At 65.4% G+C, this 25,632-nt stretch carries 28 protein-coding genes and 1 pseudogene; 5 read left to right on the forward strand and 24 right to left on the reverse strand.

Features of this window, described 5'->3' with window-relative positions:
• Nucleotides 1-36: 36 nt before the first annotated feature.
• Nucleotides 37-369 (reverse strand): hypothetical protein, encoded by a 333-nt coding sequence (locus G559_RS0124165; RefSeq protein ID WP_028630698.1) that lies wholly within the window; start codon nt 367-369, stop codon nt 37-39.
• 138 nt (nt 370-507) lie between these two features.
• Between G559_RS0124165 and G559_RS30115 the strand changes: the two are divergent.
• A pseudogene (locus G559_RS30115) lies at nt 508-732 on the forward strand (AsmA family protein); the annotation flags it as partial.
• Nucleotides 733-762: 30 nt separating this feature from the next.
• Here G559_RS30115 and osmE (G559_RS0124175) read toward each other — a convergent pair.
• The 6 genes from osmE (G559_RS0124175) to G559_RS0124200 form a co-directional block, all read right to left on the reverse strand.
• The gene (gene osmE / locus G559_RS0124175; RefSeq protein WP_028630699.1) at nt 763-1,101 is read right to left on the reverse strand and encodes an osmotically-inducible lipoprotein OsmE; all 339 of its coding nucleotides are present in this window, start codon (nt 1,099-1,101) and stop codon (nt 763-765) included.
• Between the two features lie 224 nt (nt 1,102-1,325).
• Complete coding sequence (osmE, locus tag G559_RS0124180; RefSeq protein WP_028630700.1) at nt 1,326-1,694, reverse strand: osmotically-inducible lipoprotein OsmE; 369 nt, start codon at nt 1,692-1,694, stop codon at nt 1,326-1,328.
• A gap of 128 nt (nt 1,695-1,822) precedes the next feature.
• Nucleotides 1,823-3,088: an Hsp70 family protein gene (locus tag G559_RS0124185; protein ID WP_028630701.1), complete on the reverse strand. Its 1,266-nt coding sequence runs from the start codon at nt 3,086-3,088 to the stop codon at nt 1,823-1,825.
• Between the two features lie 98 nt (nt 3,089-3,186).
• Entirely contained in the window at nt 3,187-3,669 is a 483-nt protein-coding gene (locus G559_RS0124190; RefSeq protein ID WP_036997833.1) for a DUF6644 family protein, read from the reverse strand.
• A 7-nt stretch (nt 3,670-3,676) separates the two neighbouring features.
• The gene (locus G559_RS0124195) at nt 3,677-4,030 is read right to left on the reverse strand and encodes a DUF6152 family protein (RefSeq protein ID WP_028630703.1); all 354 of its coding nucleotides are present in this window, start codon (nt 4,028-4,030) and stop codon (nt 3,677-3,679) included.
• 170 nt (nt 4,031-4,200) lie between these two features.
• The gene (locus tag G559_RS0124200; RefSeq protein ID WP_028630704.1) at nt 4,201-4,638 is read right to left on the reverse strand and encodes a YqaA family protein; all 438 of its coding nucleotides are present in this window, start codon (nt 4,636-4,638) and stop codon (nt 4,201-4,203) included.
• Nucleotides 4,639-4,830: 192 nt separating this feature from the next.
• Here G559_RS0124200 and G559_RS0124205 point away from each other — a divergent pair, with 192 nt between their 5' ends.
• Nucleotides 4,831-5,697, forward strand: coding sequence for an isocitrate lyase/PEP mutase family protein (locus G559_RS0124205; RefSeq protein ID WP_028630705.1), 867 nt, complete (start codon nt 4,831-4,833; stop codon nt 5,695-5,697).
• A gap of 97 nt (nt 5,698-5,794) precedes the next feature.
• Nucleotides 5,795-6,061, forward strand: coding sequence for a DksA/TraR family C4-type zinc finger protein (locus tag G559_RS0124210; protein ID WP_028630706.1), 267 nt, complete (start codon nt 5,795-5,797; stop codon nt 6,059-6,061).
• A 9-nt stretch (nt 6,062-6,070) separates the two neighbouring features.
• Here the strand turns inward: G559_RS0124210 and G559_RS0124215 are convergent, their stop codons facing one another.
• The 15 genes from G559_RS0124215 to G559_RS0124285 all read right to left on the reverse strand — a co-directional run bounded on the left by G559_RS0124215 (nt 6,071) and on the right by G559_RS0124285 (nt 19,758).
• Nucleotides 6,071-6,355 (reverse strand): type II toxin-antitoxin system RelE family toxin, encoded by a 285-nt coding sequence (locus G559_RS0124215; RefSeq protein WP_028630707.1) that lies wholly within the window; start codon nt 6,353-6,355, stop codon nt 6,071-6,073.
• Nucleotides 6,345-6,590 (reverse strand): type II toxin-antitoxin system Phd/YefM family antitoxin, encoded by a 246-nt coding sequence (locus G559_RS0124220; protein ID WP_028630708.1) that lies wholly within the window; start codon nt 6,588-6,590, stop codon nt 6,345-6,347. Before G559_RS0124220 ends, G559_RS0124215 begins: the two co-directional genes overlap by 11 nt.
• A 100-nt stretch (nt 6,591-6,690) precedes the next feature.
• Nucleotides 6,691-8,391, reverse strand: coding sequence for an urease subunit alpha (gene ureC / locus G559_RS0124225; RefSeq protein ID WP_028630709.1), 1,701 nt, complete (start codon nt 8,389-8,391; stop codon nt 6,691-6,693).
• A gap of 124 nt (nt 8,392-8,515) precedes the next feature.
• Nucleotides 8,516-8,821, reverse strand: coding sequence for an urease subunit beta (locus tag G559_RS0124230; RefSeq protein WP_003452861.1), 306 nt, complete (start codon nt 8,819-8,821; stop codon nt 8,516-8,518).
• A 4-nt stretch (nt 8,822-8,825) separates the two neighbouring features.
• Nucleotides 8,826-9,326: a GNAT family N-acetyltransferase gene (locus G559_RS0124235; protein WP_028630710.1), complete on the reverse strand. Its 501-nt coding sequence runs from the start codon at nt 9,324-9,326 to the stop codon at nt 8,826-8,828.
• Nucleotides 9,327-9,334: 8 nt separating this feature from the next.
• Nucleotides 9,335-9,637, reverse strand: a complete 303-nt coding sequence (gene ureA / locus G559_RS0124240; RefSeq protein ID WP_028630711.1) for an urease subunit gamma — start codon at nt 9,635-9,637, stop codon at nt 9,335-9,337.
• Nucleotides 9,637-10,476: an urease accessory protein UreD gene (locus G559_RS0124245; protein ID WP_028630712.1), complete on the reverse strand. Its 840-nt coding sequence runs from the start codon at nt 10,474-10,476 to the stop codon at nt 9,637-9,639. Before G559_RS0124245 ends, ureA begins: the two co-directional genes overlap by 1 nt.
• Before the next feature lie 68 nt (nt 10,477-10,544).
• Entirely contained in the window at nt 10,545-11,243 is a 699-nt protein-coding gene (gene urtE, locus G559_RS0124250; protein ID WP_028630713.1) for an urea ABC transporter ATP-binding subunit UrtE, read from the reverse strand.
• Between the two features lie 180 nt (nt 11,244-11,423).
• Entirely contained in the window at nt 11,424-12,284 is an 861-nt protein-coding gene (gene urtD / locus G559_RS0124255) for an urea ABC transporter ATP-binding protein UrtD (protein WP_028630714.1), read from the reverse strand.
• Nucleotides 12,285-13,373, reverse strand: coding sequence for an urea ABC transporter permease subunit UrtC (gene urtC / locus G559_RS0124260; protein WP_028630715.1), 1,089 nt, complete (start codon nt 13,371-13,373; stop codon nt 12,285-12,287).
• Nucleotides 13,373-14,941 (reverse strand): urea ABC transporter permease subunit UrtB, encoded by a 1,569-nt coding sequence (urtB, locus tag G559_RS0124265; RefSeq protein WP_028630716.1) that lies wholly within the window; start codon nt 14,939-14,941, stop codon nt 13,373-13,375. Before urtB ends, urtC begins: the two co-directional genes overlap by 1 nt.
• A 140-nt stretch (nt 14,942-15,081) precedes the next feature.
• Entirely contained in the window at nt 15,082-16,347 is a 1,266-nt protein-coding gene (urtA, locus tag G559_RS0124270; RefSeq protein WP_028630717.1) for an urea ABC transporter substrate-binding protein, read from the reverse strand.
• Between the two features lie 85 nt (nt 16,348-16,432).
• Nucleotides 16,433-17,149: a GntR family transcriptional regulator gene (locus tag G559_RS0124275; protein WP_028630718.1), complete on the reverse strand. Its 717-nt coding sequence runs from the start codon at nt 17,147-17,149 to the stop codon at nt 16,433-16,435.
• A 2-nt stretch (nt 17,150-17,151) separates the two neighbouring features.
• The gene (gene atzF, locus G559_RS0124280) at nt 17,152-18,945 is read right to left on the reverse strand and encodes an allophanate hydrolase (protein WP_028630719.1); all 1,794 of its coding nucleotides are present in this window, start codon (nt 18,943-18,945) and stop codon (nt 17,152-17,154) included.
• A 216-nt stretch (nt 18,946-19,161) separates the two neighbouring features.
• Nucleotides 19,162-19,758, reverse strand: coding sequence for a MarC family protein (locus tag G559_RS0124285; protein ID WP_028630720.1), 597 nt, complete (start codon nt 19,756-19,758; stop codon nt 19,162-19,164).
• 139 nt (nt 19,759-19,897) lie between these two features.
• Between G559_RS0124285 and G559_RS0124290 the strand changes: the two genes are divergently transcribed.
• Nucleotides 19,898-20,167, forward strand: a complete 270-nt coding sequence (locus G559_RS0124290; RefSeq protein WP_028630721.1) for a ubiquitin family protein — start codon at nt 19,898-19,900, stop codon at nt 20,165-20,167.
• A 21-nt stretch (nt 20,168-20,188) separates the two neighbouring features.
• Entirely contained in the window at nt 20,189-21,268 is a 1,080-nt protein-coding gene (locus tag G559_RS0124295) for a WD40/YVTN/BNR-like repeat-containing protein (protein WP_028630722.1), read from the forward strand.
• Nucleotides 21,269-21,332: 64 nt separating this feature from the next.
• Here the strand turns inward: G559_RS0124295 and G559_RS0124300 are convergent, their stop codons facing one another.
• Both G559_RS0124300 and purD read right to left on the reverse strand, forming a co-directional pair.
• Nucleotides 21,333-24,110: a hybrid sensor histidine kinase/response regulator gene (locus G559_RS0124300; RefSeq protein WP_036997836.1), complete on the reverse strand. Its 2,778-nt coding sequence runs from the start codon at nt 24,108-24,110 to the stop codon at nt 21,333-21,335.
• 109 nt (nt 24,111-24,219) lie between these two features.
• Complete coding sequence (purD, locus tag G559_RS0124305; RefSeq protein ID WP_028630724.1) at nt 24,220-25,509, reverse strand: phosphoribosylamine--glycine ligase; 1,290 nt, start codon at nt 25,507-25,509, stop codon at nt 24,220-24,222.
• Between the last annotated feature and the right edge of the window lie 123 nt (nt 25,510-25,632).

Consider the following 25,632-nt stretch of genomic DNA (forward strand, 5'->3'; position numbering starts at 1 on the left):
ACGCGCCGGGCTTGAAGGGGGGGTTGCGAGCTGGGATCAGCTGACGCGCTGGGCCTGCAGCAGACGATCCGAACCGCCTTCGGCTACGCGGAAGGCATGGGTACGGTCGGAGCCATCTTCGGCTACGCGGAAGCCCTGAGTGCGGTCGGAACCACCTTCGGCAATGCGGTTGGCACCGGTGCGATCTGCGCCACCTTCAGCAACGCGGTCCAGCACCATGAAGCTGCCTTCAGCAGCCACCGGCTCGATGACCTGGATAGTGGTGGCTTCCCGGGATTCACCCAGCACCGGCTGGGAGTCAGACGGCAGGGCGAAGGCGGAGGTGCTCAGGGCGGTGATGAACAGGGCGGCGAAGGCTTGGGTTTTCATGATCGTGGGCTCCTCAAGGGGGCTGGAAACTGGGTACGGAGCCAATCTTACGGATGGGGTGTTGATTAAGAAGTGATCACTCCAGATAGAGACCATCAACGTCGTTGATGGCCAGGTGATCGCTTTATAATCAATGCCTTGCGGCAATTTTTCGATTCGGGCAATGGGCTTCCGGCCATGGCGCGGAGCATCTCTGCGCATTTGCGGGTCGATGTGGATGTCTCAGGCACCGGCAACTCAGTGAGGGCATTGCTGGGCACGGCCAACGGCAATCTGCAGATGCTGGTCAATGACGGCACCATCAGCCGCAACCTGATGGAGATCGCCGGTATCAACGTCGGCAACTACCTGGTGGGCAGGCTGCTCAAGCAGATGGGTAAGCGCTAGGGCGCGTCAGAGCTGGTCGCGTTCGGCCTGTTCGCGCTGGCTGCAGGTCATGAAGCCCTTATGGCGCACGCGGCCGGTGCTGTCGAAGCTGATGTGGTAGGGCTGCTGGTGACCCTGCTTGTTGAGGATGTAGTTGTTGCAGGAGCCCGGATGCACGCTGCGCTGGACGATGGAGGAGGGGCGCCCGCCGATGATCAGCACCTGCTGTCGGCTCATGCCGGGTTCGACTTCCTTCACCAGCGGCTGGTTGCGGAACGTGATGTAGTCCGTGGGGTTTTCGATCTTGCTGGCGCAGCCCGCCATCGATGCCAGGGCACAAGCCATGACAAGCGCTTGCTTGTACATCATGGGTCCTCAAGGTTAACGCAGTTGAAACACTGCGCTTGGAACATCGGAAAGTGGGGAGAGTTCGCCCGAGAACGCCGGGAGGACGATCAGGCGATGGACGGCATTGCGCCAGTAGCTGGCTAAATGCCCGAGGAGAAGCCTGGAAGCCCCGGCTGGCGAGGCTTCCAGGTACGGTGATGGCAAACTGATGGGTTTCGCCTGGGCGACCTCGACAAGGCGGATCAATAACCGCCGCCGTGCTCGACCTTCTTCTGCGCCTTCTCGAGTTCGAGCTGCTCCCGCTGCTCGCAGGTCATGAAGCCTTGCTCCTCGACCCGACCACTGCCGTCGAAGCTGACGTGGTAGGCCTGCTGGTGACCGTCCTGATTGAGGATGTAGTTGTTGCAGACGCCCGGGTTGACCTTGCGGCGGATCGAGGAAGACGGCGGACCGCCGACGTTGCGCACCTGCGTTTCGGTCATGCCTTCGTCCACCTGCTTGACCAGCGGCTGGTTGCGGTAGGTGTAGTAATCGGTGGGGTTTTCCATCTTGCTGGCGCAGCCGACCGTGGAGGCCAGGGCGCAGGCCAGCAGGATCGCTTGCTTGCTCATGGCGGATCTTCCCTATCTGGCGCGGGCTTGCCCCGCGATGGGATTGAGCCTAGCAGGCACCTGGAAAAACGACCTGAGTGGCCGCTGCGTCCCGGCGGCTGGCGTCGGGACGGCGTGTCGATGATCGGTCAGCCGTAGCGCTTTTTTGCCTCGATGGCCAGGCCACTGCCGATGCTGCCGAACAGGTTGCCCTCCACCTGACGGGCATTGGGCAGCATGGCGGCAACGCTCTGGCGCAGCGCTGGGATGCCGCTGGAGCCGCCGGTGAAGAACAGGGTGTCGACCTGGTCGGCGCTGACGCCGGCCTGGGCCAGCAGCCCATCGACGCTGGCGCGAATGCGCACCAGCAGGTCGTCGATGGCGCTTTCGAACAGCGCGCGGGTCAGCTCCACGTCCAGGCCCGGCTCGATGCGCGCCAGGTCGATGCGGCGGCTCTCCGCTTCGGTCAGTTCGATCTTGCTGTCTTCCACCTGCATGGCCAGCCAATGGCCGGCGCGCTGCTCGATCAGGCTGAACAGGCGGTCGATGCCGGTGGCGTCGACGATGTCGTAGCGCATGTTCTTCAGCGCCAGCTGCGACTTCTGCGCATACACGGCGTTGATGGTGTGCCAGGTCGCCAGGTTCAGGTGGTAACTGGTGGGCATCAGCGCGTCGCTCTTCATCCGGCTGCCGTAGCCGAACAGCGGCATCACGCCGGCCAGCGACAGCTGCTTGTCGAAGTCGGTACCGCCGATGTGCACGCCGCCAGTGGCGAGGATGTCGTCCTGGCGCTCGGCCACTTCACGGCGCTGGGGCGACAGACGTACCAGGGAGAAGTCCGAGGTACCACCGCCGATGTCGACGATCAGCACCAACTCTTCGCGCTCGATACCGCGCTCGTAGTCGAAGGCCGCGGCTATCGGTTCGTACTGGAAGGACACGTCCTTGAAGCCAAGTTTCTGCGCGACTGCCACCAGGGTGTTCTGGGCCTCCTGGTCGGCTTCGGGGTCTTCATCCACGAAGAACACCGGACGGCCCAGCACCACGCGCTCGAACTCGCGGCCAGCAGCGGCTTCGGCTCTTTGCTTGAGTTGGCCGATGAACAGGCCCAGCAGGTCCTTGAAGGGCAGGGCGCTGCCCAGCACGGTGGTCTCGCTCTTCAGCAGGGGCGAGCCCAACAGGCTCTTCAGCGAGCGCATCAGGCGGCCTTCGTAGCCCTCCAGGTACTCGTGCAGGGCCTGGCGGCCATAGGCCGGGCGGCGTTCCTCGGTGTTGAAGAACACCACCGAGGGCAGGGTGATCTTGTCGTCCTCCAGGGCGATCAGCGGTTCCGCATCCGGGCGCCACCAGCCAACGGTGGAGTTGGAGGTTCCGAAGTCGATGCCCAGGGCCTGGGCGGGGAGGACGTTGCTCATGTCGCGGGTGTTCCGGCAAAAAAACGGCCGCGCAGTTTACGCGAGCAGGGCGGGGTTGTCCGGCGCAGTTCGTCCGTGAGCTGTTACCTGAAGGCGGACTAGATATAGGCCAGCAGCCGCCCCGCCGACATTGCACCGCACCAGATCAGGATCGACAGCGCTGCCTGCAGGCGTCCCGCGGGGGGCGGCCGCAGGTCCCAGTCGTCCAGGCGTCGGGCCCAACTGGCGCGAAACAGCAAGGCGTTGACGATCCCCAGCCCCACCAGCAGCAGCTTGAGCTGCAGCAGCCAATTGCCAGTGAGCGGCCCGGCGTCGGCGGCGAACAGACAGAAACCGGTGAGCAGCAGGAGCAGCAGTCCGGCGATGGCGATCGGGGTGAGGCGGCGGGAGACTTCCGGTAGCGGAACTTCACGAGCGATACCGAGCAGACGCAGGTCGAGCAGAATCATCGACCCCAGCAACATCACCAGGCCTGCCAGGTGCAGCAGGTTGGCCGTCGGGTAGAGCAGCGTCGACTCGCGCATCAGTGCACCGAAGGTGGACGCCTCCAGACGCTCCGCCCAAGGCAGGATGAACTCCATCGGCGCCTCAGCGCAGCTCTACCGTGCGTCCGTTGACGATGACCCGCTCGGCGCGGATTTCCGCCTCGCCGTCCTTGCGCGGGTAGCCGACTATGGTCACTCGCTTGCCGGGCAGGAGGTCCGCCTCGGGCAGCCCACGCGCCGACATGCGGCTGATGGGTGCCAGCACCACGTGCCACTCGCGTCCGTCGTAGTCGATGGTGAGATGGGCGTGGGGGTTGCGGTAGGAGAGTTCCTTGACGGGGGCCTCGATGGTCAGCGGCTTGTCGGCGTCGTAGGAACTCCAGCCGTGATGGGCGAAGGCGGCCGTGGCGCCAAGCACCAGGGCGAAGAAGGCGAGCAGCAGGGCAAGTTTTCTCATGGCGTTGGCCTCCAGTCAGCGACCCGGAAAGCGTAGGCGCTCTACCCACTTGCCGCCGCCTGGGCAGTATCCCGAAACACAATGGCGGGCCTCGCGGGCGTAGGGGGAAATCGCTATTCATATCCACCATCGGCGCATCCACGTATGAGGGGTAGAGCCCGCGAAACCCATCAGTTCCAGCCAAGCGTCAGCGCCGCCAGCACCAGATAGCGCCCCGCCTTGGCCAGGGTCACCAACGCCAGGAATACCCAGAAGGACTCGCGCATCACGCCCGCCACCAGGGTCAGCGGATCGCCGATCAGCGGCACCCAGGCCAGCAACAGCGACCAGCGTCCATAGCGGTGGTAGAAGGCTTGTGCCTTCGCCAGCTGCGCCGGCTTCACCGGAAACCAGCGGCGGTCATGGAAGTGCTCCAGGTAGCGCCCCAGCCACCAGTTCACCAGCGAGCCCAGCACATTGCCGAAGGTCGCCACCGCCACCAGCGCCCAGGCCGGATGGGCCTTGGCCAGCAGCAGGGCGACCAGCACGGCTTCCGATTGCAGGGGCAGCAGGGTGGCGGCGCCGAAGGCGGATAGGAACAGGCCCAGGTAGGCGGTGAGTGCCAGCACGTAGGTGTCTCGGAGAAAGGGGGCGTCAGTGTGGCGGCCGACGATTGGCCGGACAAGCCGAAAGGCCTTTAAGCGAACTGAAAGACTGATCCGTTAGAATGGGCGCAGTCTGACAATGGAAAAACGGGGGCGTCGACTCCAGAGTTACGGAGCCGGCTTCATCCTGACCCCCTCTGATCTTTGGTGCCCTTTATGCGTAGAGCTTCTCATCACGAGTTGCGCACGGCTTTTCGTGCGCTGCTGGACTCGGATTCCTGTTATCACACCGCTTCGGTGTTCGACCCCATGTCCGCCCGCATCGCCGCTGACCTCGGTTTCGAAGTCGGCATCCTTGGCGGTTCGGTCGCTTCCCTGCAGGTGCTTGCCGCCCCTGACTTCGCGCTGATCACCTTGAGCGAATTCGTCGAGCAGGCCACCCGTATCGGCCGCGTCTCGCGCCTGCCGGTGATCGCCGATGCGGACCACGGCTATGGCAACGCGCTCAATGTGATGCGCACGGTGGTCGAGCTGGAACGTGCCGGCATCGCCGCACTGACCATCGAAGACACCCTGCTGCCGGCCCAGTTCGGCCGCAAGTCCACCGACCTGATCCCGGTGGAAGAGGGCGTCGGCAAGATCCGCGCAGCCCTGGAGGCGCGCGTCGATCCCGACCTCGCCATCATCGCCCGCACCCACGCCGGGGTGTTGGACGTGGAAGAAGTGATCAAGCGCACCAAGGCCTACCAGGCTGCCGGTGCCGACGGCATCTGCATGGTCGGCGTGACCGACTTCGAGCACCTGGAGCAAATCGCCGAGCACCTGAGCATCCCGCTGATGCTGGTCACCTACGGCAACCCGAAGCTGCGCGACAACGAACGCCTCGCCCGCCTTGGCGTGCGCATCGTGGTCAACGGCCATGCCGCCTACTTCGCCGCCATCAAGGCCACCTACGACTGCCTGCGCGAGCAGCGCCAGATCGCTACCGGCACTGAGCTCACCGCCACCGAACTGACCCACAAGTACACCCTGCCAGAGGACTACATCATCTGGGCCGAGGAGTTCATGGACGTGAAGGAATAGCGCGACCTCCACTTGTCGCCTTGCGACCGCCCCCCTTGCAAAAGGCCGGAAGAAAGCCCACATCTTCCACTGGGCCTTGAGCAAGCGGGAGGTCAGTATGGCCAGTGGTTGGGCCGGCGACGGCGCCGTCCAGGAACAGATCGACAGCACTATCGAAGATGCCATCCAGCGCGCGCGCAGCCAGTTGCCGAAGGGTGAAAGCCTGACGCACTGCGAAGAGTGCGATGCCGCTATCCCCGAAGCCCGGCGCAAGGCCGTCCCCGGCGTGCGCCTGTGCGTCAACTGCCAGGCCGAACACGACCGGGAAAGCGCTGCCTATGCCGGGTACAACCGGCGGGGGAGCAAGGATAGTCAGTTGCGTTGAGCGGCGGTCTCAGCGTCGGTTCCGGGCGCTCTCATAGACCGAACCACGTTCGCGTTTGCCGACGCTGATCACCACCACAGTGATTCGCCCCTCTTCGACGCGATACACCAGGCGATATCCGGCTGATCGAAGTTTGATCTTGAAGCAGTCAGGCATCCCATGAAGGGCGTCGCCCTGAACTCGCGGCCGTTGCAGACGCTCTTTCAGCTTTCTCTTGAATTGATCCCGGACGGTGTCGCCGAGCTTGCGCCATTCCTTGAGCGCCGAGGGCAGGAACTCCAGTTCATAGGTCATCGAGGCTGACTTTCACTCCCTTCTCGTGGGCGCGGCTGCGGACGATTTCCGCCAGCGCCTGGTCGTCCAAATACTCCATCAAGGCTTCGAAGGTTTCAGCCGGAACCATGTAGGCCATGACCTTGTTGTGGTTGAGAACCGCGACGGGGGAACCTTTGGCTTGGGACACCACGGCCGACGGATTCTTCTTCAACTCGGAAACGCTGACGGCAACGTCGGCAAGAACGTTTTGCATGAATTTGGCTCCTATATATGGAGCCAAATTCTGGTCTTTTTATTGGCTTGACTCAAGTGCTGCGGGTTGCGTTGAGCGCAACGAAACCCACTAGCCGATTTCAGAACAGGAAATACCGCTGCGCCATCGGCAACACGTCCGCCGGTTCGCACCAGAGCAACTGGCCGTCGGCTTTCACCTGGTAGTTCTGCGGGTCGACCTCGATGGTCGGGGTGTAGTCGTTGTGGATCAGGTCCTGTTTCTTCACTGTGCGGCAGCCCTTCACCACGCCGATCTTCTTCTGCAGACCCAGCTGCGCGGGCACGCCCGCCTCGAACGCCGCCTGGCTGATGAAGGTGATGCTGGTGGCGTGGCGGCTGCCGGCGTAGCTCGCGAACATCGGGCGGTAGTGGACCGGCTGTGGGGTTGGGATGGAGGCGTTGGCGTCGCCCATCAGGCTGGCGGCGATGGCACCACCCTTGAGGATCAGCGTCGGTTTCACACCGAAGAAGGCCGGGCGCCAGAGCACCAGGTCGGCCCATTTGCCCACCTCGATCGAGCCCACTTCATGGCTGATGCCGTGGGTGATGGCCGGGTTGATGGTGTACTTGGCGATGTAGCGCTTGGCGCGGAAGTTGTCGTTGCCGGGAGCGTCTTCGGGTAGGGCGCCGCGCTGCTGCTTCATCTTGTCGGCAGTCTGCCAGGTGCGGGTGATGACTTCGCCCACGCGGCCCATGGCCTGGCTGTCGGAGCTGATCATCGAGAACGCGCCGAGGTCATGGAGGATGTCTTCGGCGGCGATGGTCTCGCGGCGGATGCGGCTCTCGGCGAAGGCCACGTCCTCGGCGATGCTCGGGTCCAGGTGGTGGCAGACCATGAGCATGTCCAGGTGCTCGTCGATGGTGTTGCGGGTGAAGGGTCGGGTTGGGTTGGTCGAGCTGGGCAGCACGTTGGAGAAGCCGCAGGCCTTGATGATGTCCGGGGCGTGGCCGCCGCCGGCGCCTTCGGTGTGATAGGTGTGGATGGTGCGGCCCTTGAAGGCACCCAGGGTGGTTTCGACGAAGCCGGATTCGTTCAGCGTGTCGGTATGGATGGCCACCTGTACGTCGTACTGGTCGGCGACCGACAGGCAGTTGTCGATGGCTGCCGGCGTGGTGCCCCAGTCTTCGTGCAGCTTGAGGCCGATGGCGCCGGCCTTGACCTGCTCGATCAGCGGCTCGGGGAGGCTGGCGTTGCCCTTGCCGGTGAAGCCGATGTTCATCGGGAAGGCGTCGGCGGCCTGGAGCATGCGCGCCATGTGCCAGGGGCCGGAGGTGCAGGTGGTGGCGTTGGTGCCGGTGGCCGGGCCGGTGCCGCCGCCGATCATGGTGGTGACGCCGCTCATGAGCGCTTCTTCGATCTGCTGGGGGCAGATGAAGTGGATGTGGGTGTCGATGCCACCGGCGGTGAGGATCATGCCTTCTCCGGCGATCACTTCGGTGCTGGCGCCGACGGCGATGGTGACGTCGGGCTGGATGTCCGGGTTGCCGGCCTTGCCGATGGCGGCGATGCGTCCGTCCTTGAGGCCGACGTCGGCCTTGACGATGCCCCAGTGGTCGATGATCAGGGCGTTAGTGATCAGGGTGTCGACCACATCGGCCGCCAGCAACTGGCCCTGGCCCATGCCGTCGCGGATCACCTTGCCGCCGCCGAACTTCACTTCTTCGCCGTAGGTGGTGAAGTCCTTCTCGACTTCGATCCACAGGTCGGTGTCGGCCAGGCGCACCTTGTCGCCGACGGTGGGGCCGAACATGTCGGCATAGGCTTGGCGGGAAATCTTCATCGTGGGTCCTGTCCGTAGGATGGGTTAGCCACGAAGTGGCGTAACCCATCGGCACTGAGAAGTGATAGGTTTCGCTACGCTCGCGGAGCGCCGCCCGACCCATCCTACAAATGTCGAGGGGCGATCAGAGGTCGCCCATCACCCGGCCGGCGAAGCCGAACACGCGGCGGGCGCCGGCCAGGTCGACCAGCTCCACCTCGCGGCTCTGGCCGGGCTCGAAGCGCACGGCGGTGCCGGCCGGAATATTCAGGCGCATGCCGCGCGCGGCCGCACGGTCGAAGGCGAGCGCGTCGTTGGTTTCGAAGAAGTGGTAGTGGGAGCCGACCTGGATCGGCCGGTCGCCGGTGTTGGCCACGGAGAGGGTCAGGGTGCGGCGGCCGGCGTTGAGTTCGATCTCGCCGTCCTGGATCTGGTATTCGCCGGGGATCATCAGGTCACTCCAGGATGAGTTGCATGAAGGTGAGGTCGAGCCAGCGCTCGAACTTGCGGCCCACCTGGGGCATCTGCCCGGTGGTGACGAAGCCGAGGCGTTCGTGCAGGCGGATGGAGGCGGCGTTCTCGCTCTCGATGGCGGCCACCATCACGTGCAGCCCGGCCTTGCGGGCGCGTTCGATCAGCGCCTGCATCAGCTCAGGCCCGAGGCCCTGGCCGCGCTGGTCACCGCGCACGTAGACCGAATGTTCCACGGTGTGGCGGAAGCCCTCGATGGTGCGCCAGGTGCCGTAGCTGGCGTAGCCCAGCACATCGTCTGCCTGGTTCACCGCCACCAGCACCGGAAAGCCGGCGGCTGTGCGCTCGGCCAGCCAGGCGCGGCGATTGGCCAGGTCCACCAGGGTTTCGTTCCAGATCGCCGTGGTGTGCTCCACGGCGTCGTTGTAGATGGCGAGGATGCCGGGCAGGTCAGCCTCGACGGCATCGCGAATCACGTAAGACATAACGGGCCTCAGGCAATCGGCTGGTGCACGGTCACCAGTTTGGTGCCGTCGGGGAAGGTGGCCTCGATCTGGATCTCCGGGATCATCTCCGGCACGCCTTCCATCACCTGGTCACGGGCGAGCAGGGTGGTGCCGAAGTGCATCAGCTCGGCCACGGTCCGGCCGTCGCGGGCACCTTCCAGCAGCGCGGCGGAGATGAACGCCATGGCTTCCGGGTAGTTGAGTTTCAGGCCACGGGCCAGGCGCCGTTCAGCCACCAGGCCGGCGGTGAAGATCAGCAGCTTGTCTTTCTCTCTTGGGGTGAGGTCCATCAGGTACTCCAGATGCGAGGAGGCACGGCCTCGCGGCCGAGCAAGGCAGGGCGCAACAGGCGCCAGAGGTCGATCAGCCAGGCGCGGGCGTGCAGCGCCTCGGCAGCGAGGCAGCGGGCCACCAGCAGGCCGGGCAATTGGGTCAGGTCGCCGCGCCCGGCACAGGGCAGTTCACGGCAACGTTCGAGCAGGTCGGAGTCGATCTCGCCAGCGGCGATCAGGGTGGCGAACACCGGTTGGCCGGCGAGGCCGATGGGGGAATCGAGCAGGCCGTCGTTGCCCTCGATGCGCTGGCGTTCATGCCAGATCAGGGTGCCGTTGCGACGGATATCCAGATGCGCCTGGAAGTGGCCTTCGGCGAAACGTTCGCGGGCAGCGGGGCGGCCGAGGGCGACCATGTCCCAATAGAACAGGCGGGCGTCGTCGGCCAGTTCGATGCGGGTCTCGAGTTCGGCCTGGGCGCCGGAGAAGACGATGGTTTCCTGGGGCAGCCACTCCAGGGTCGCGCCCGCTTCAACGCTCAGCTCGACGCTCTGGAAGGCCGGGCCGGCAGCGCGGTACCACTTGGCTGCGCCGGGGCTGGTGAGCTGCGCCCAGGCACCTTCTCCAACGCGGGCGGAGATGTCCAGGCGATCGCCGCCGGCAATGCCGCCGGGCGGGTGGACGATGATGTGCTGGCACACCTGCGGGCCTTCGGCGTGCAGGTGTTTCTGCACCCGCAGCGGGCCGATGTGGCGACGCTGTACCGGGCGCGTGGTGGCGCCGTCGAGCGCATAGGCCAGCTCCAGCTCGGCGTGCCAGCTGGGGGTGAAGAGGGCAGTATCGGCAGGTGCGTTCATGGATCGTTCTTGTAGGGTGGGTTAGCCGTGAAGCGGCGTAACCCACGCGGTGCAAAGGGTCGGGTACATCATATGGTCACCAGGCCGCGCACGCCCTCGGCTTCCATGTTTTCTCCGCGTCCCTGCTGGATGATTTCGCCCCGGCTCATCACCAGGTACTGGTCGGCCAGTTCGGCGGCGAAGTCGTAGAACTGCTCCACCAGCAGGATGGCCATGTCGCCGCGCTCGGCGAGCTTGCGGATCACCGCGCCGATTTCCTTGATCACCGAGGGCTGGATGCCTTCGGTGGGTTCATCGAGGATCAACAGACGCGGCTGGCTGGCCAGGGCGCGGCCGATGGCGAGTTGCTGTTGCTGGCCGCCGGAGAGGTCGCCGCCGCGGCGGTGCTTCATCTCCCGCAGCACGGGAAAGAGCTCGTAGATGGACTCCGGCACCGCCTTGGCCTGGCCGGCGGGAAAGCGGGAAAGGCCCATCAGCAGGTTCTCTTCCACCGTCAGACGCGGGAAGATTTCGCGGCCCTGGGGCACGTAGGCGATGCCGGCGTGCACCCGCTGGTGCGGCTTGAAACCGGTGATGGCGCGGCCTTCCCAGTTCACCGCACCTTCCTTGGCCGGAATCAGGCCCATCAGGCATTTCAGCAGGGTGGTCTTGCCCACCCCGTTGCGCCCGAGCAGGCAGGTGACCTCGCCGATCTTCACGTCGAACGACAGGCCGCGGAGGATGTGGCTGCCGCCGTAGTACTGGTGGAGCTTGTCGACTTGGAGCATGTGTTGGTTCCCCTTGGATGGCGCTGCCTTTCCGTAGGTTGGCGCTGAGCCTGCGAAGCCCAACGGGGAGCGCATCGCGCTCCTGTGTGTTCATCAGGTCCCCGGTGCCGGTCCTGCGGACCGGTTGTTGGGCTTCGCTTCGCTCTGCACCAACCTACAGGGAAATCGTCCTGCAACGGGTCAGCGGCCGAGGTAGACCTCGATCACCTGTTCGTTGGCCTGCACCTCGGCCAGCGAGCCTTCGGCCAGGACGTGGCCCTGGTGCAGCACGGTGACGTGGTCGGCGATTGAGCCGACGAAGCCCATGTCGTGCTCCACCACCATCAGCGAATGCTGGCCGGCGAGGCTCTTGAACAGCTCGGCGGTGAACTCGGTTTCGGCGTCGGTCATGCCCGCCACCGGCTCGTCGAGCAACAGCAATTGCGGGTCCTGCATCAGCAGCATGCCGATCTCGAGGAACTGCTTCTGGCCGTGGGAAAGCAGGCCGGCCGGGCGATTGCGCGAGGCTTCCAGGCGGATCACCGCGAGCACTTCGTCGATGCGGTCCTTCTGTTCGCCGGTGAGCTTCGCCCGCAGGCTCGCCCAGACGGATTTGTCGGTCTTCTGTGCCAGCTCCAGGTTCTCGAACACCGAGAGTGCCTCGAACACCGTGGGCTTCTGGAACTTGCGGCCGATGCCGGCCTGGGCGATTTCCACTTCGCTCATGCGGGTGAGGTCGAGGGTTTCGCCGAACCAGGCCTTGCCGGTGTCGGGGCGGGTCTTGCCGGTGATCACGTCCATCAGCGTGGTCTTGCCGGCGCCGTTGGGACCGATGATGCAGCGCAGCTCACCGACCCCGATGTAGAGGTTGAGGTCACGCAGCGCCTTGAAGCCATCGAAGCTGACGCTGATGTCTTCCAGGGTGAGGATGGTGCCGTGGCGCACGTCCAGGCCCTGGCCGGCGGTGCGGCCGAGGCCTAGCGAGTCGCGGCCGCTGCCGGCATCGCGGTTGGGGTCGAAGGCGGGCTCGAGCATGAGTTCGGGTACCGGGGCTGCACGCATTTACTTGTCTCCCCGTTTGACCAGGCCAATCACGCCCTTGGGCAGATAGAGGGTGACCAGGATGAACAGGGCGCCGAGGAAGAACAGCCAGTACTCCGGGAAGGCCACGGTGAACCAGCTCTTCATGCCATTGACCAGGCCTGCGCCGAGCAGCGGGCCGACGAGCGAGCCGCGTCCGCCGAGCGCGACCCACACCGCCGCCTCGATGGAGTTGGTGGGCGACATCTCGCTGGGGTTGATGATGCCTACCTGGGGCACGTAGAGCGCGCCGGCCAGGCCGCAGAGCACGGCCGACAGCACCCAGATGAACAGCTTGTAGCCGCGCGGGTCGTAGCCGCAGAACATCAGGCGGTTCTCGGCGTCGCGCAGGGCGGTGAGCACCCGGCCGAACTTGCTCCGCGCCAGGCGCCAGCCGAGCAGCAGGCTGCCCACCAGCAGGGCCACGGTGGCGAGGAACAGCACGGCGCGGGTACCCGGCGCCGTGATGTCGAAACCGAGGATGCGGCGGAAGTCGGTGAAGCCGTTGTTGCCGCCGAAACCGGTTTCGTTGCGGAAGAACAGCAGCATGCCGGCGAAGGTCAATGCCTGGGTCATGATCGAGAAGTACACGCCCTTGATCCGCGAGCGGAAGGCGAAGAAGCCGAACACCAGCGCCAGCAGACCGGGTGCCAGCACCACCAGGCACAGGGCCCAGAGGAAGTGCTGGGTGCCAGCCCAGTACCAGGGCAGTTCGGTCCAGGCGAGGAAGCTCATGAAGGCCGGCAGGCCGTCACCGGCCGCTTCGCGCATCAGGTACATGCCCATGGCGTAGCCGCCGAGCGCGAAGAACAAACCATGGCCGAGGGACAGCAGCCCCGCGTAGCCCCAGACCAGGTCCAGGGCGAGGGCGACGATGGCGTAGCAGAGGATCTTGCCCACCAGGGTCAGGGTGTAGGCCGAGACCTGCAGCGGGTTGTCCGCGGGCAGCAGGTGCAGCAGCGGCAGGGCCAGCAGGACAGCGAGTACCGCGACGCCGATGGCCAGCGACACGCGCGGGCCGAGGGTGGTCGTGGCGCGGGCGAGCAGGGTCTGGTTGAGGGGTTGAGTCATCAGTCGATCACCCTTCCTTTGAGTGCGAAGAGTCCCTGCGGGCGCTTCTGGATGAAGAGGATGATCAGCGCCAGGATCAGGATCTTGCCCAGCACGGCGCCAATCTGCGGTTCGAGGATCTTGTTCGCCACGCCGAGACCGAAGGCGGCCATGACGCTGCCGGCGAGTTGTCCGACGCCGCCCAGCACCACCACCAGGAACGAATCGATGATGTAGCCCTGGCCGAGGTCGGGGCCGACGTTGCCGACCTGCGACAGCGCCACGCCGCCAAGACCGGCGATGCCGGAGCCGAGCCCGAAGGCCAGCATGTCCACACGGCCAGTGGGTACGCCGCAGCAGGCGGCCATGTTGCGGTTCTGGGTGACCGCGCGGACGTTGAGGCCGAGACGGGTCTTGTTCAGCAGCAGCCAGGTCAGCGCCACCACGAAGAGGGCGAAGCCGATGATGACGATGCGGTTGTAAGGCAGCACCAGGTTGGGCAGGACCTGCACGCCACCGGAAAGCCAGGCGGGGTTGGCCACTTCGACGTTCTGCGCGCCGAAGATCACCCGCACCAGCTGGATCAGGATCAGGCTGATGCCCCAGGTGGCGAGCAGGGTTTCCAGCGGCCGGCCATAGAGGTGGCGGATTACCGTGCGTTCGAGCGCCATGCCCACCAGGGCGGTGACGAAGAAGGCCACGGGCAGCGCCACCAGCGGATACAGGGCCAGCATCTCCGGCGCCAGGCGCTGGAAGCCCAGCTGCACCATGTAGGTGGCGTAGGCACCGAGCATCAGCATCTCGCCGTGGGCCATGTTGATCACCCCGAGCAGGCCGAAGGTGATGGCCAGGCCCAGCGCGGCGAGCAGCAGGATGGAACCCAGCGACAGGCCACTGAAGGCCTGGCCGAGCAACTCGCCCACCAGCAACCGGCGCTTGACCTGGCTCAGGCTGGTTTCGGCAGCGGTGCGCACGCCCGCATCGGTTTCCACGGCCGGATCGAGCAAGGCTTCGAGGCGGGTGCGAGCCAGCGGGTCGCCGGTTTCGCCGAGCAGGCGCACGGCGTTGAGGCGGATGGCCGGGTCCGGGTCGACCAGCTGCAGGTTGGCCAGGGCGAGGGAGAGGGCGTCACGCACGCCGGCATCCTCTTCGGCCACCATGCGCTGGTTGAGCAGGGGCAATTGGGCGGGCTTGGCGCTCTTCTGCAGTTGGCGCGCGGCGTCCAGGCGAATGGTGGGTTCGGCGGCAAGCAGTTGGTGGCTGGCCTGGGCGGTGATCAGAAGGCCGCGCAGGCGGTTGTTCAGGCGCAGTTTCTTCGGTGTACCGCTGGGGGCGGCGTCACCTTCGGCGGCGGCATAGGCGCCATCCTGTTCGATGAAGGCCTGTTTGGCGTCAACGGCGAAGCGGCCCTGCTGCAGGGCATCGAGCAGCGGCTGGCGCGCGGCGTCGGGCTCGGCGGCCCAGCGCTCCAGCAGTTTCGCCTGCTGTGCCGGATTGGCCGCGGCGAAGTCGTTGGCGTCGCCGGCCAGTGCTTCGACAGGAAGCAGCAGGGCCAGGGCGAGGAGGATTCGGTAGAGGACTGTCGGCATAGGGTGGTCCTGGTTCATGGCGCGGAGAGAGGGTTGTGCCAGCAGGCACCTCCCTCACCCCCGGCCCCTCTCCCTACGGGAGAGGGGCCGGGGGTGAGGAGAGTCAGGGTCAGCGCAGTCTCCGGACGTCCTCGTTCAACTCAGTTTGTCTTCACCGCGTAGTCCGGCTTCTTGTCGTTGCCGGGGATGAAGGGGCTCCAGGGCTGGGCGCGCAGCGGGCCTTCGGTCTGCCAGACCACCGAGAACTGACCGTCTTCCTGGATTTCACCGATCATCACCGGCTTGTGCAGGTGGTGGTTGGTCTTGTCCATGGTCAGGGTGTAGCCGGAGGGCGCGGCGAAGGTCTGGCCGGCCAGGGCCTCGCGCACTTTGTCCACCTCGGTGGTACCGGCCTTCTCGACGGCCTGGGCCCACATGTGGATGCCGACGTAGGTGGCTTCCATCGGGTCGTTGGTCACCGCGGTCTGGTAGTTGGGCAGGTTCTTGGCTTTCGCATAGGCCTTCCACTGCTCGACGAACGTGTCGTTGACCGGGTTATCCACGGACTCGAAGTAGTTCCAGGCGGCCAGGTGGCCCACCAGCGGCTTGGTGTCGATGCCGCGCAGTTCCTCTTCGCCCACCGAGAAGGCCACTACCGGCACGTCGGTGGCTTCCAGGCCCTGGTTGGCCAGTTCCTTGTAGAAGGGCACGTTGGAGTCGCCGTTGACGGTGGAGATCACTGCGGTCTTGCCGCCGGCGGAGAACTTCTTGATGTTGGCGACGATGGTTTGATAGTCGCTGTGGCCGAAGGGGGTGTAGACCTCTTCGATGTCCTTGTCGGCGATGCCCTTGCTGTGCAGGAAGCTGCGCAGGATCTTGTTGGTGGTGCGCGGGTAGACGTAGTCGGTGCCCAGCAGGAAGAAGCGCTTGGCGCTGCCGCCGTCTTCGCTCATCAGGTATTCCACCGCCGGGATGGCCTGCTGGTTCGGCGCGGCGCCGGTATAGAAGACGTTGGGGGAGAGTTCTTCACCTTCGTACTGCACCGGGTAGAAGAGCAGGCCGTTGAGCTCCTCGAACACCGGCAGCACGGACTTGCGCGATACCGAGGTCCAGCAGCCAAAGACTACGTCCACCTTGTCCTTGGTCAGCAGTTGACGGGCCTTCTCGGCGAACAGCGGCCAGTTGGAAGCCGGGTCGACCACCACCGGTTCAAGCTGCTTGCCGTTCACGCCGCCCTTGGCGTTGATCTCGGAGAGGGTCATCAGCGCCATGTCTTTCAGCGAGGTCTCGGAGATCGCCATGGTGCCGGACAGCGAGTGCAGGATGCCGACCTTGATGGTCTCGGCCGCCTGGATGGACCAGGACATGCCCATGGCGGCAATGGATGCGGAAAGGGTGAACGCCTTGATCAGGCTGCGACGTTGCATGGGGTCGGTCTCCATTCTCACAAGTGTTTGAAATTACTGCATTTATTGGCTTGTTATCCGGGCAGTTTTCAAAGGGTCTTCCTCGTCACCCTTGGGCCGGCTGCGGTCTTTGCCGAGCGCTGTGCAACATGTGCAGGGTGATCTTGCGTACTTCGGCCTTGCTCGTTTCGATGTGGGTCCTCAGCAATTGCTGTGCCTCTTCGCACTTTCGCTCGCCAATGGCCTGGAGAATCGCTGCGTGCTCCCGGTAGGTGGCGTCGATGCGCGGCGCCTGGGTGAAGTCCAGGCGGCGGATGATGCGGATCTTTTCGCTGACTTCGCGGTGGATACGGGCCATCTCGCGATTGCCTGCGGCTTCCACCAGATGGCAGTGGAAGTCCTCGTCCAGGCGCGACACTTCGAAGCCGTCCTGTGGTTGCGGTTGCACCAACCAGGTGCGACTGAGCCGTTGCAGTGCTTCGGGTTGCTCCTGTGTGGGGCGCGCACAGTGGCGACGTACCGCTTCCAGTTCGAGGACGATGCGCAGCTCGTACAGCTCCTCGAAATGGTCGAAGTCGAAAGCCTTCACCTGCCAGCCGCTGCGAAAGCGAACTTCCAGGTAACCCTCGCGCTCCAGGCGGTGCAGGGCCTGTCGTACAGGCGTGCGACTGGCTTGCATGCGCTCGGCCACATCGCCCTCGCTGAAGCGGTCGCCGGGCAGCAGGCGGAACTCGCTGATCTCGCTCTTGAGCCGGGCGTAGATGCGCCCGGCGAGACTTTCGGGGCGCTCGCGGCGCCCGTTAGTGGTGCTGGCGAGCTGCATGGTCAGCGCTGCTGGCTGGCGATGAAGGCGCGCCAGCCGCCGAAGCCGGTGATGTCGCGAGCGCCTTCCAGGGCGTAGGGCTCGCAGATGAAGCCTTTCACCCAGCGGCCGTCTTCCAGCTGCAGGTTGCCGATGCCCAGTGGCGGAGGAATCTCGGCGACGAATTCGCCGAAGCGCGCCAGGGGGATGTCCCAAAGCTCGACGATCAGCGGCGCACCGTCCTGGCTGCGGGCCAGGCCCGGTTTGGGCGGCACGGTGCCGGGCAGGGCGAACAGGCGGTAATCGGCGGCGGTGCGGGTTTCTTCCACCAGTACGGCGTCGCGGCTGGTGAGTTGGAAGTTCAGCGGCATGCCGGTGAGGTGCGCCCCCACTACCGCCACCCGCACACAGCCAGGGGCCTGCTTGGCCGGCGCCTGTGCAGGCAGGGCGCGATTGGTGGCGCCCAGCGGCAGGTCGAGGCTGGCTTGCCAGCGCTTGCCGAAAGCGGCCAGGGCGGCGTCGTGCCAGGCCGGGGCGAGCAGGGTGATGCCGGCCGGCAGGCCGTCGGTACGAAACCCGGCGGGCAGGGCCAGGGCGCTGAGGTCGGAGAAGTTGGTGAAGTTGGTGTAGGTGCCGAACTGGGCGTTGAAGAGCACCGGTTCTTCGGCCATTTCGGCGATGCGGCGGATGGTGGGCGAGGTGGGCACCACCAGGGCATCGAAGGGTTCCAGAGCCAGGTTGATCCGGCGCGCCAGTTCGGCCCGCAGGTACTCGGCCCTGTAGGCGTCGCAAGCGCTGTAGTTCTGGCCGTTCTCGACGATGCCGCGCACCACCGGGTCGATGTGCGCAGGGTCGACGCCCTCGACCGCCACGGTGCGCTCGGCCACCCAGGAGCCCTGGTAGAGCTGCTCGGCCAATTGGCGGAAGGGGCTGAAGTCGATTGGCGTGATCTCGGCACCGAGGGCGCGGAGCTTGTCCAGCGCGGTCTCGAAGACGACGCGGGTCTGCTCGTCACCGAAGAACTCCAGCACATCCGGTATGGCGAACTTCGGCTTGACGCCCATGCCCACCGGCGCGCTGTTGGGGTTATTCCGCGAGTAGGGATCAAGGGCGTCGTAGCCGCCGGCAATGCGCGCTACGGTCTCGGCGTCGGCCACGGTCAGGGCAAACACCGAAATGCAGTCGATCGTGCGGCAGGCCGGAACCAGCCCGGTGTTGGGCAGCCAGCCCTTGGTGGGTTTCAGCCCGACGATGTTGTTGAAGCCGGCGGGCACGCGGCCGGAGCCGGCGGTGTCGGTGCCGAGGGAGAAGGGCACCAAGCTGCGAGCGACCACCGAGGCCGAGCCGGAGCTGGAGCCGCCACTGACGTACTCGGGGTTGAAGGCGTTGCTTACCGCGCCGTAGGGCGAGCGGGTGCCCACCAGGCCGGTGGCGAACTGGTCGAGGTTGGTCTTGCCAATGAGGATGGCGCCGGCTGCGCGCAGGCGGGCGACCACCGTGGCGTCCTCGCTGGCCGGGTAGGCGAATTCGGGGCAGGCAGCCGTGGTGGTCCAGCCGGCGGCGTCGATGTTGTCCTTGATGGCGAAGGGCACGCCGTACAGCGGCAGGCGCTCCTGACGGCCTTCGGCGGCAGCGAGCAGGGTAGCCAGTTCGGCGAGCTGGCCGTCCAGCTGTTCGGCGCTGACCAGGCTGATCCAGGCATTGTCATCCGTGCTCAGACGCTGGCGCAGAGCGTGCAGCAGGTCGGCAGGTTGCAGTTGATCGCGATAGGCCTGTTGCCAGTCGGTCAGGGTAAAGGCGTTGGGGGCGTCGGACATACTCTGGAGTTCCATCTTGTATCCAAGTTGGAATTCCCTTGAGCAAAGGTGGTGCCAGATCCGGGAAAGCCCTGTCATTGCTGGGCTTAAGTCGGAATTTTGGTGTTCTCGATGCGATTAGTTTCGCACCGCGCCAGGGCATGGGTAGGGAATCAGGACGTAGGTTGGTGCAGAGCGAAGCGAAGCCCAACGCCGCGTTGGGCATCACGCACGAAGCTACAGCACCAGGTAATTCTTCACCCCGGTGAAGATGATCTGCGCGGCCAGGGCGCAGACGAACAGGCCCATCAGGCGACTGACGATCTGCAGGCCCTGGTCGCCAAGGAGACGTTCGATATGGTCGGAGAGATAGAGAATGGCGCCCACCGTTACGCTGGCGATGGCAATGGCGAACAGCGCGGTGAGCTTGTCGTCCCAGTGCACATGGCCCGCGCCCATCACCAGCATGGCGCCGATGGTGCCGGGGCCGACGGTGAGGGGGATGGTCAGCGGCACGATGGTGACATCCTGCTGCACGTTGTCCGCCTGCACCGCCGGCTTGCCCTGGGCCATGCCGAGGGCGGAGATGAACAAAACGGTACCGGCGCCGATGCGGAAGGCGTCGATGGTGATGCCGAAAACATTGAAGATGGCCTGGCCAAACAGGTAGAGCAGGGCGCTGGCGACCAGGGTACCGAGGGCGACTTTCCAGGCGAGCCTCTTGCGCTCCTTCACCGTGTAGCCACGGGTCAGGCTGATGAAGCAGGAGAGCACGAAGAAGGGGCTATAGAGCACCAGCATCTTCAGGTACAGGCTGGAAAGGCTTTCGAGCATGGGGGCATCCGTTCGTGACTGCGAGGGCCGTTCCTCAGTGTAGAGGCTGCCCTGCCATTGGGCGCACAACTATAACCGCCCCGCCGTGGTCGGCTATACCTTCTCCCACTGGGTCGTTTCGTCGCGCAGGGAGCCGTTGATGGCGCACATCAGCTTCACCCCCAACCTGCAGCGTCACCTCGATGTCCCCGAGCTGGATGTCATGGCCGTTTCTGTGGCCGAGGCGTTGGAGGCCGCTTTCGCCGCCAATCCACGGCTGCGCAGCTACCTGCTGGATGACCAGGGTCACCTGCGCCGGCATGTGGCGGTGTTCGTCGACGCCCAGCAAGTCAGCGACCGCCGCCGGCTCAGCGACCCGGTCGGGGCGGCCAGCGACATCTTCGTCGTCCAGGCGCTGTCCGGTGGTTGAGCCGGAGCAAGGAGAAGGACCATGAGCCGATGCATCCATGTGGCGACCCGCAAGGGCCTGCTGCGCTTCGAGCCTGAGGGTGATGGCTGGCGCCTGGCGCGTCAGGATTTCCTGGGCGAACCGGTGAGCATGCTGCTGGCCGATCCGCGTGACGGGCATCTTTACGCTGCCCTGCACCTGGGCCACTTCGGCCCCAAGCTGTGGCGCTCGGTTGATGCGGGACTCAACTGGGAAGAGATCGCCGCCCCGGCCTTTGCGCAGGCGGCGGAGGGCGAGGACGGGCCGTCGGTGGAGATGATCTGGTGCCTGGAGCCCGGCGGCCCCGACCAGCCTGGCACCCTGTGGGCAGGGACCATTCCCGGTGGCTTGTTCAGGTCTCGCGACCATGGCAGTTCCTGGGCCCTGGTGGACAGCCTGTGGCAGCGCCCGGAACGGGCCAACTGGTTCGGGGGTGGCTATGACCAGCCGGGTATCCACTCCATCTGCGTGGACCCGCGCAACAGCCGGCACCTGACGTTGGCCGTGTCCTGCGGTGGCGTCTGGCACAGCGAGGATGAGGGGGCGAGCTGGAGCTACCGCACCCGTGGCATGCGCGCCGCGTACATGCCGCCGGAGCGCGCCGAGGAGCCGGACATCCAGGACCCGCACCGCATGGTGGCCTGCCCGGTTGATCCGGAGCGACTCTGGGTGCAACACCACAACGGCATCTTCGTCAGCGACGACCGAGGGCTGAACTGGCGGGAGATCCCGCAGGCCGGCCCGTCTACCTTCGGTTTCGCCGTTGCGGTGCATCCCTCCGAGCCGGACTGTGCCTGGTTCGTGCCGGCGGTGAAGGACGAATGCCGCGTCCCCGCCGACCAGCGTTTACGCGTTACGCGCACCCGTGATGGTGGCAAGCGCTTCGACGTACTGGAGCAGGGCCTGCCGCAGCAACTCTGCTACGACCTGGTGTATCGCCACGGGCTGGATGTGGACGAGAGCGGCCAGCGCCTGGTGATGGGTTCCACCACGGGGCATCTGTGGGTATCGGAGGATCAGGGCGATAGCTGGAACCTGGTGGCGGGGCACCTGCCGCCGATCTTCGCGGTGAGGTTTGGGTAGGCCCGGACGCGCGGAATTGTAGGGTGGGCTTCAGCCCACCATTGAGGTGTGCTAGCGCCAAGTGTCAGCTATGCATCGCATGCCGTTCGCGCATTTCCTTCTCGGCGACCCAGTATTTGATCAGTTCGCGCAGTTGCGAGAGTTCCACCGGCTTGGCCATGTGGCCGTCCATGCCGGCCTGACGGGCGCGTTCCTTGTGTTCGCTGAGGATGTGGGCGGTGAGGGCGACTACCGGCGTGCGCGGGCGCTGCTCCAGGTTTTCCCAGTTCCGCAGCATCTCGGTGGCGGTGAAGCCATCCAGTACCGGCATCTCGCAGTCCATCAGCACCAGGTCGTAGTGCTGGTTCTTCATGGCGCTCAGGGCTTCCTCGCCGTTGCTGGCGGTATCTGGCTCGAGGTTGAGCTTGCTCAGCATGCCGCGGATGACCTTGGTGGAGATGCTGTTGTCCTCGGCCACCAGGATGCGGAAGTCATTGGGGACGTGGATCGGTTCGCTGACCTGGGAGCCCGGCAGCGAGATGGAACCGCCGGCCTTGCGTTGGTTCAACTCGTCCGCCAGCGTGGTCTTCAGCGTGTAGCCGGCCACCGGCTTGGCGAGGATGCGCTTGATGCCGGCGTTGCGCGCGATGATCTTGCTCGGCGCATTGCTGATGCCGGTGAGCATGATGATCAGGATGTCGTGGTTGAGGCTCGGGTCTTCCTTGATCTTGGCCGCCAGCTGCATGCCGGTCATACCGGGCATGTCCTGGTCCAGCAGGACCACGTCGAAGTACTCGCGCAGGTGCGCCTTGGTGCGCAGCAGGGCCAGGGCCTCTTTTCCGGACGGTACGGCACTGACCTGCAGGCCCCAGGCGCTGCATTGCTGGACCAGCACCTTGCGGCAGGTGTCGTTGTCGTCCACGACCAGCAGGCGTGCGCCTTCCAGCGGGCTGTCGAGGTCGGCAACGGGGCGCTCCAGGTGCTGGCTGTCCAGGGGCAGTGTCAGCCAGAGGGTGCTGCCCTGGCCGGCACCGCTCTGGATACCGAATTCGCCCTCCATCAGGCGCGCCAGTTGTCGGGCGATGACCAGGCCGAGGCGGCCGCCGAGCTTGGACGCCGCGAGGAAGTCGCTGCTTTGCAATTCGGCGTTGAGCAGGGCTTCGCGCTCGCCGGCCTCCAGGGGCCGGCCGCTGTCCTGCACCGCGATGCGCAGGCGGGGGCGGGCCGAGCTGTTGTCCAGCGCCACCACCAGGAGGATTTCGCCCTCGTCGGTCTGCTTGAAGGCGTTGTCCAGCAGGCTGAGGAGGATCTGCCGCAGGCGTGTAGGGTCGCCGCTGATCACGCGGGGCACCTGGGGCTGCATGAAGCTGATGAGCTCAACGCGCTGCTGTTCGGCCTTGGCACGGAAGATGTCGAGGCAGTCGTCGATCAGGGCGTTGAGGTCGAACTGCACGTCGTCCAGTTCGATCTGGCCGGATTCCAGCTTGGAAATGTCGAGGATTTCGTTGATCAGGGTGAGCAGTTCGTTGCCGGAACTGTGGATGGTCTGCACGTAGTCGCGCTGCTTGGCCGACAGCGGCGTCCCCAGGAGTAGCTCGGTCATGCCCAGCACACCGTTCATCGGGGTGCGGATTTCGTGGCTGATCTTGGCGAGGAATTCACCCTTGGCCTTGAGTTCGGCGGAGCTGGCGGCCAGGGCCCGGCTGGCGCTGAAGGCTTCGTTCTGGAGGCGTCGCTGGCGTTCGCTCAGGGCCATGCTGAGGAACACGCCGCTGACGGTGGAGATCGCCAGCAGGGTGTAGGCCAGCCAGTCGGATTGCAGGTGCCAGTAGCCGAACAGCGCCGGCAGGGCGCCGAGGATGGCCACGCAGAACACGCCCAAGGCCAGGCTGAACAGCCGCGCCGGATGGTAGCCCTGGTGCCAGTGGACCAGGGCGTACGCGAACATGCTCAGGCTGGCGATGGCGGCCAGCCCATACACCAGTTGGTTGAACTGCAGGTCGGTGACGATCAGCAGCAGGGCGGCGGTGAGGGAGATCAGCACGATCTCGCCCAGCAACAGGAGCGCCAGTGGCGTGTTCGGGCAGACCTTGTGGAAGAAGCTGACGGTAAAGGCCAGGGCGCAGACCATGGCCATCAGCATCGAGAGGTTGGCAATTTGCGGTTGCGCGCTCTGCCAGTCACCCAACCAGGGCGAACTGATGCCCAGCAGGCTGACGCTGGTGACGATCAGGCAGCTCTGCGCGGCGGCCAGCCAAAGGCTGACGGCGGCACGGGAGTAGGCGTAACGCACCAGGTTGTAATAGACCAGCATGCCAAGGCCCCCGAGCATCAGCCCGAAGAGCAGCGGACGGGTATCGTCGGCGGCCATCAGCGCCGAAGACTGCAGCGTCACCGTGGGGCGCAGGGCGTGTTCCGAAGCCATGCGCAGGTAGAGGTCCAGGGGCTCCTGCTGAACCGGCAGGGGCAGGAGGAAATCCCGGCTGGGCAGCGGACGCTCGCTGAAGGGTAGGCGACTGCCGGTGCGGGTATGGGCGACCAGCTCATCGCCTTTGAGGACGTAGAGGTCGAGATAGGCCAGGTAAGGAGCGAAGACCCGCAGCAGCTGTTCATGCTGGCTGGGTGCAAGCCGGTAGTGAAGCCAGAGGGCGCTGCTGCCACCGGGGGTATAAAGCTCGTCGAGGTCGACCGGAGTGAACTGGGAGAGGGCCTGCTGGGTGCGGACTTCCTGCAGCTGCAGGTTGGCGCTGGGGTCGAGCAGCATGCTCCACTGCCGCCCTTCCGCCGCCTGGGCAGGCAACAGATGGAGCAGGGCCAGTAGCAGGCTGGCGATCAATCCTGTGGCAATCCTGAGCCGAAGCACGGTCGAGGTCCCTTCGTGGGTGAGTGGCCGGATTATAGCCAAGCCCCTCTTGTGCGGAATATGACCAAGGCGGCCACTGGCCGCCTTGGTGAGCACTATTTCCGACCTTTTACCCGTCGTTGCGTTCCCGGGCGATGGCGCGGTAGCCGATGTCCTTGCGGTAGAAACACCCGTTCCAGCGGATTTTCTCCGCCAGGCGATAGGCCTGCTGCTGGGCGTCGGACACGCTGGCGCCGATGGCGGTGGCACAGAGTACGCGACCACCGGCAGTGACGATCTGGCCGTCCTTCAGCGCGGTACCGGCGTGGAACACCTTGCCGTCCAGGGCGGCGGCATCGTCCAGGCCTTCGATCACGTCACCCTTGGCGTAGTCGCCCGGGTAGCCGCCGGCGGCCAGAACCACGCCCACGGTGGGGCGCGGGTCCCAGGTGGCTTCGACCTTGTCCAGGGCCTTGGCCAGGGCGGCTTCCACCAGGAGGACCAGGGAAGACTCCAGGCGCACCATGATGGGCTGGGTTTCCGGGTCGCCGAAGCGGCAGTTGAACTCGATGACCTTGGGCGCACCGCTCTTGTCGATCATCAGGCCGGCGTAGAGGAAGCCGGTGTAGACGTTGCCTTCCTCGGCCATGCCGCGCACGGTCGGGTAGATGACTTCGTCCATCACGCGCTGGTGCACGTCGGCGGTGACCACCGGAGCGGGGGAGTACGCGCCCATGCCGCCGGTGTTGGGGCCGGTGTCGCCGTCGCCAACGCGCTTGTGGTCCTGGCTGGTGGCCATGGGCAGCACGTTCTGGCCGTCGACCATGACGATGAAGCTGGCTTCTTCGCCGTCGAGGAATTCTTCGATCACCACGCGCGAACCGGCGTCACCGAAGGCATTGCCGGCGAGCATGTCGCGCACGGCGTCTTCGGCTTCGGCCAGGGTCATGGCGACGATCACGCCCTTGCCCGCGGCCAGGCCGTCGGCCTTGATCACGATGGGAGCGCCTTTTTCGCGCAGGTAGGCCAGGGCCGGCTCCACTTCGGTGAAGTTCTGGTAGTCGGCGGTGGGGATCTTGTGGCGGGCCAGGAAGTCCTTGGTGAAGGCCTTGGAACCTTCCAGTTGGGCGGCGCCGGCAGTCGGGCCGAAGATGTCCAGGCCACGGCTGCGGAACAGATCGACCACGCCTTTCACCAGCGGCGCTTCCGGGCCGACGATGGTCAGCTGGACGTTCTTGGCGGCGAAATCGGCCAGTTGTTCCAGGGCCAGCACGTCGATGGCGACGTTCTCGCACTTGGCTTCGGTCGCGGTGCCGGCGTTGCCCGGGGCCACGAAGACCTTCGCCACGCGCGGGTCCTGGGCCACTTTCCAGGCCAGGGCGTGTTCACGACCGCCGCTGCCGATGATGAGTACGTTCATTGCGTTCTCCTGATCTGCTCCGATTGGAGCCGGATCGTTGGGTATCGCTTCGCGCCACCCAACCTACGAATGTCGAGGTTGCGATCGAGCTGGTAGATGCAAGGCGCCTGCCCCGTCACCAAG

Origin of the sequence: Metapseudomonas resinovorans DSM 21078 (assembly GCF_000423545.1) — a bacterium.
GTDB lineage: Bacteria > Pseudomonadota > Gammaproteobacteria > Pseudomonadales > Pseudomonadaceae > Metapseudomonas > Metapseudomonas resinovorans.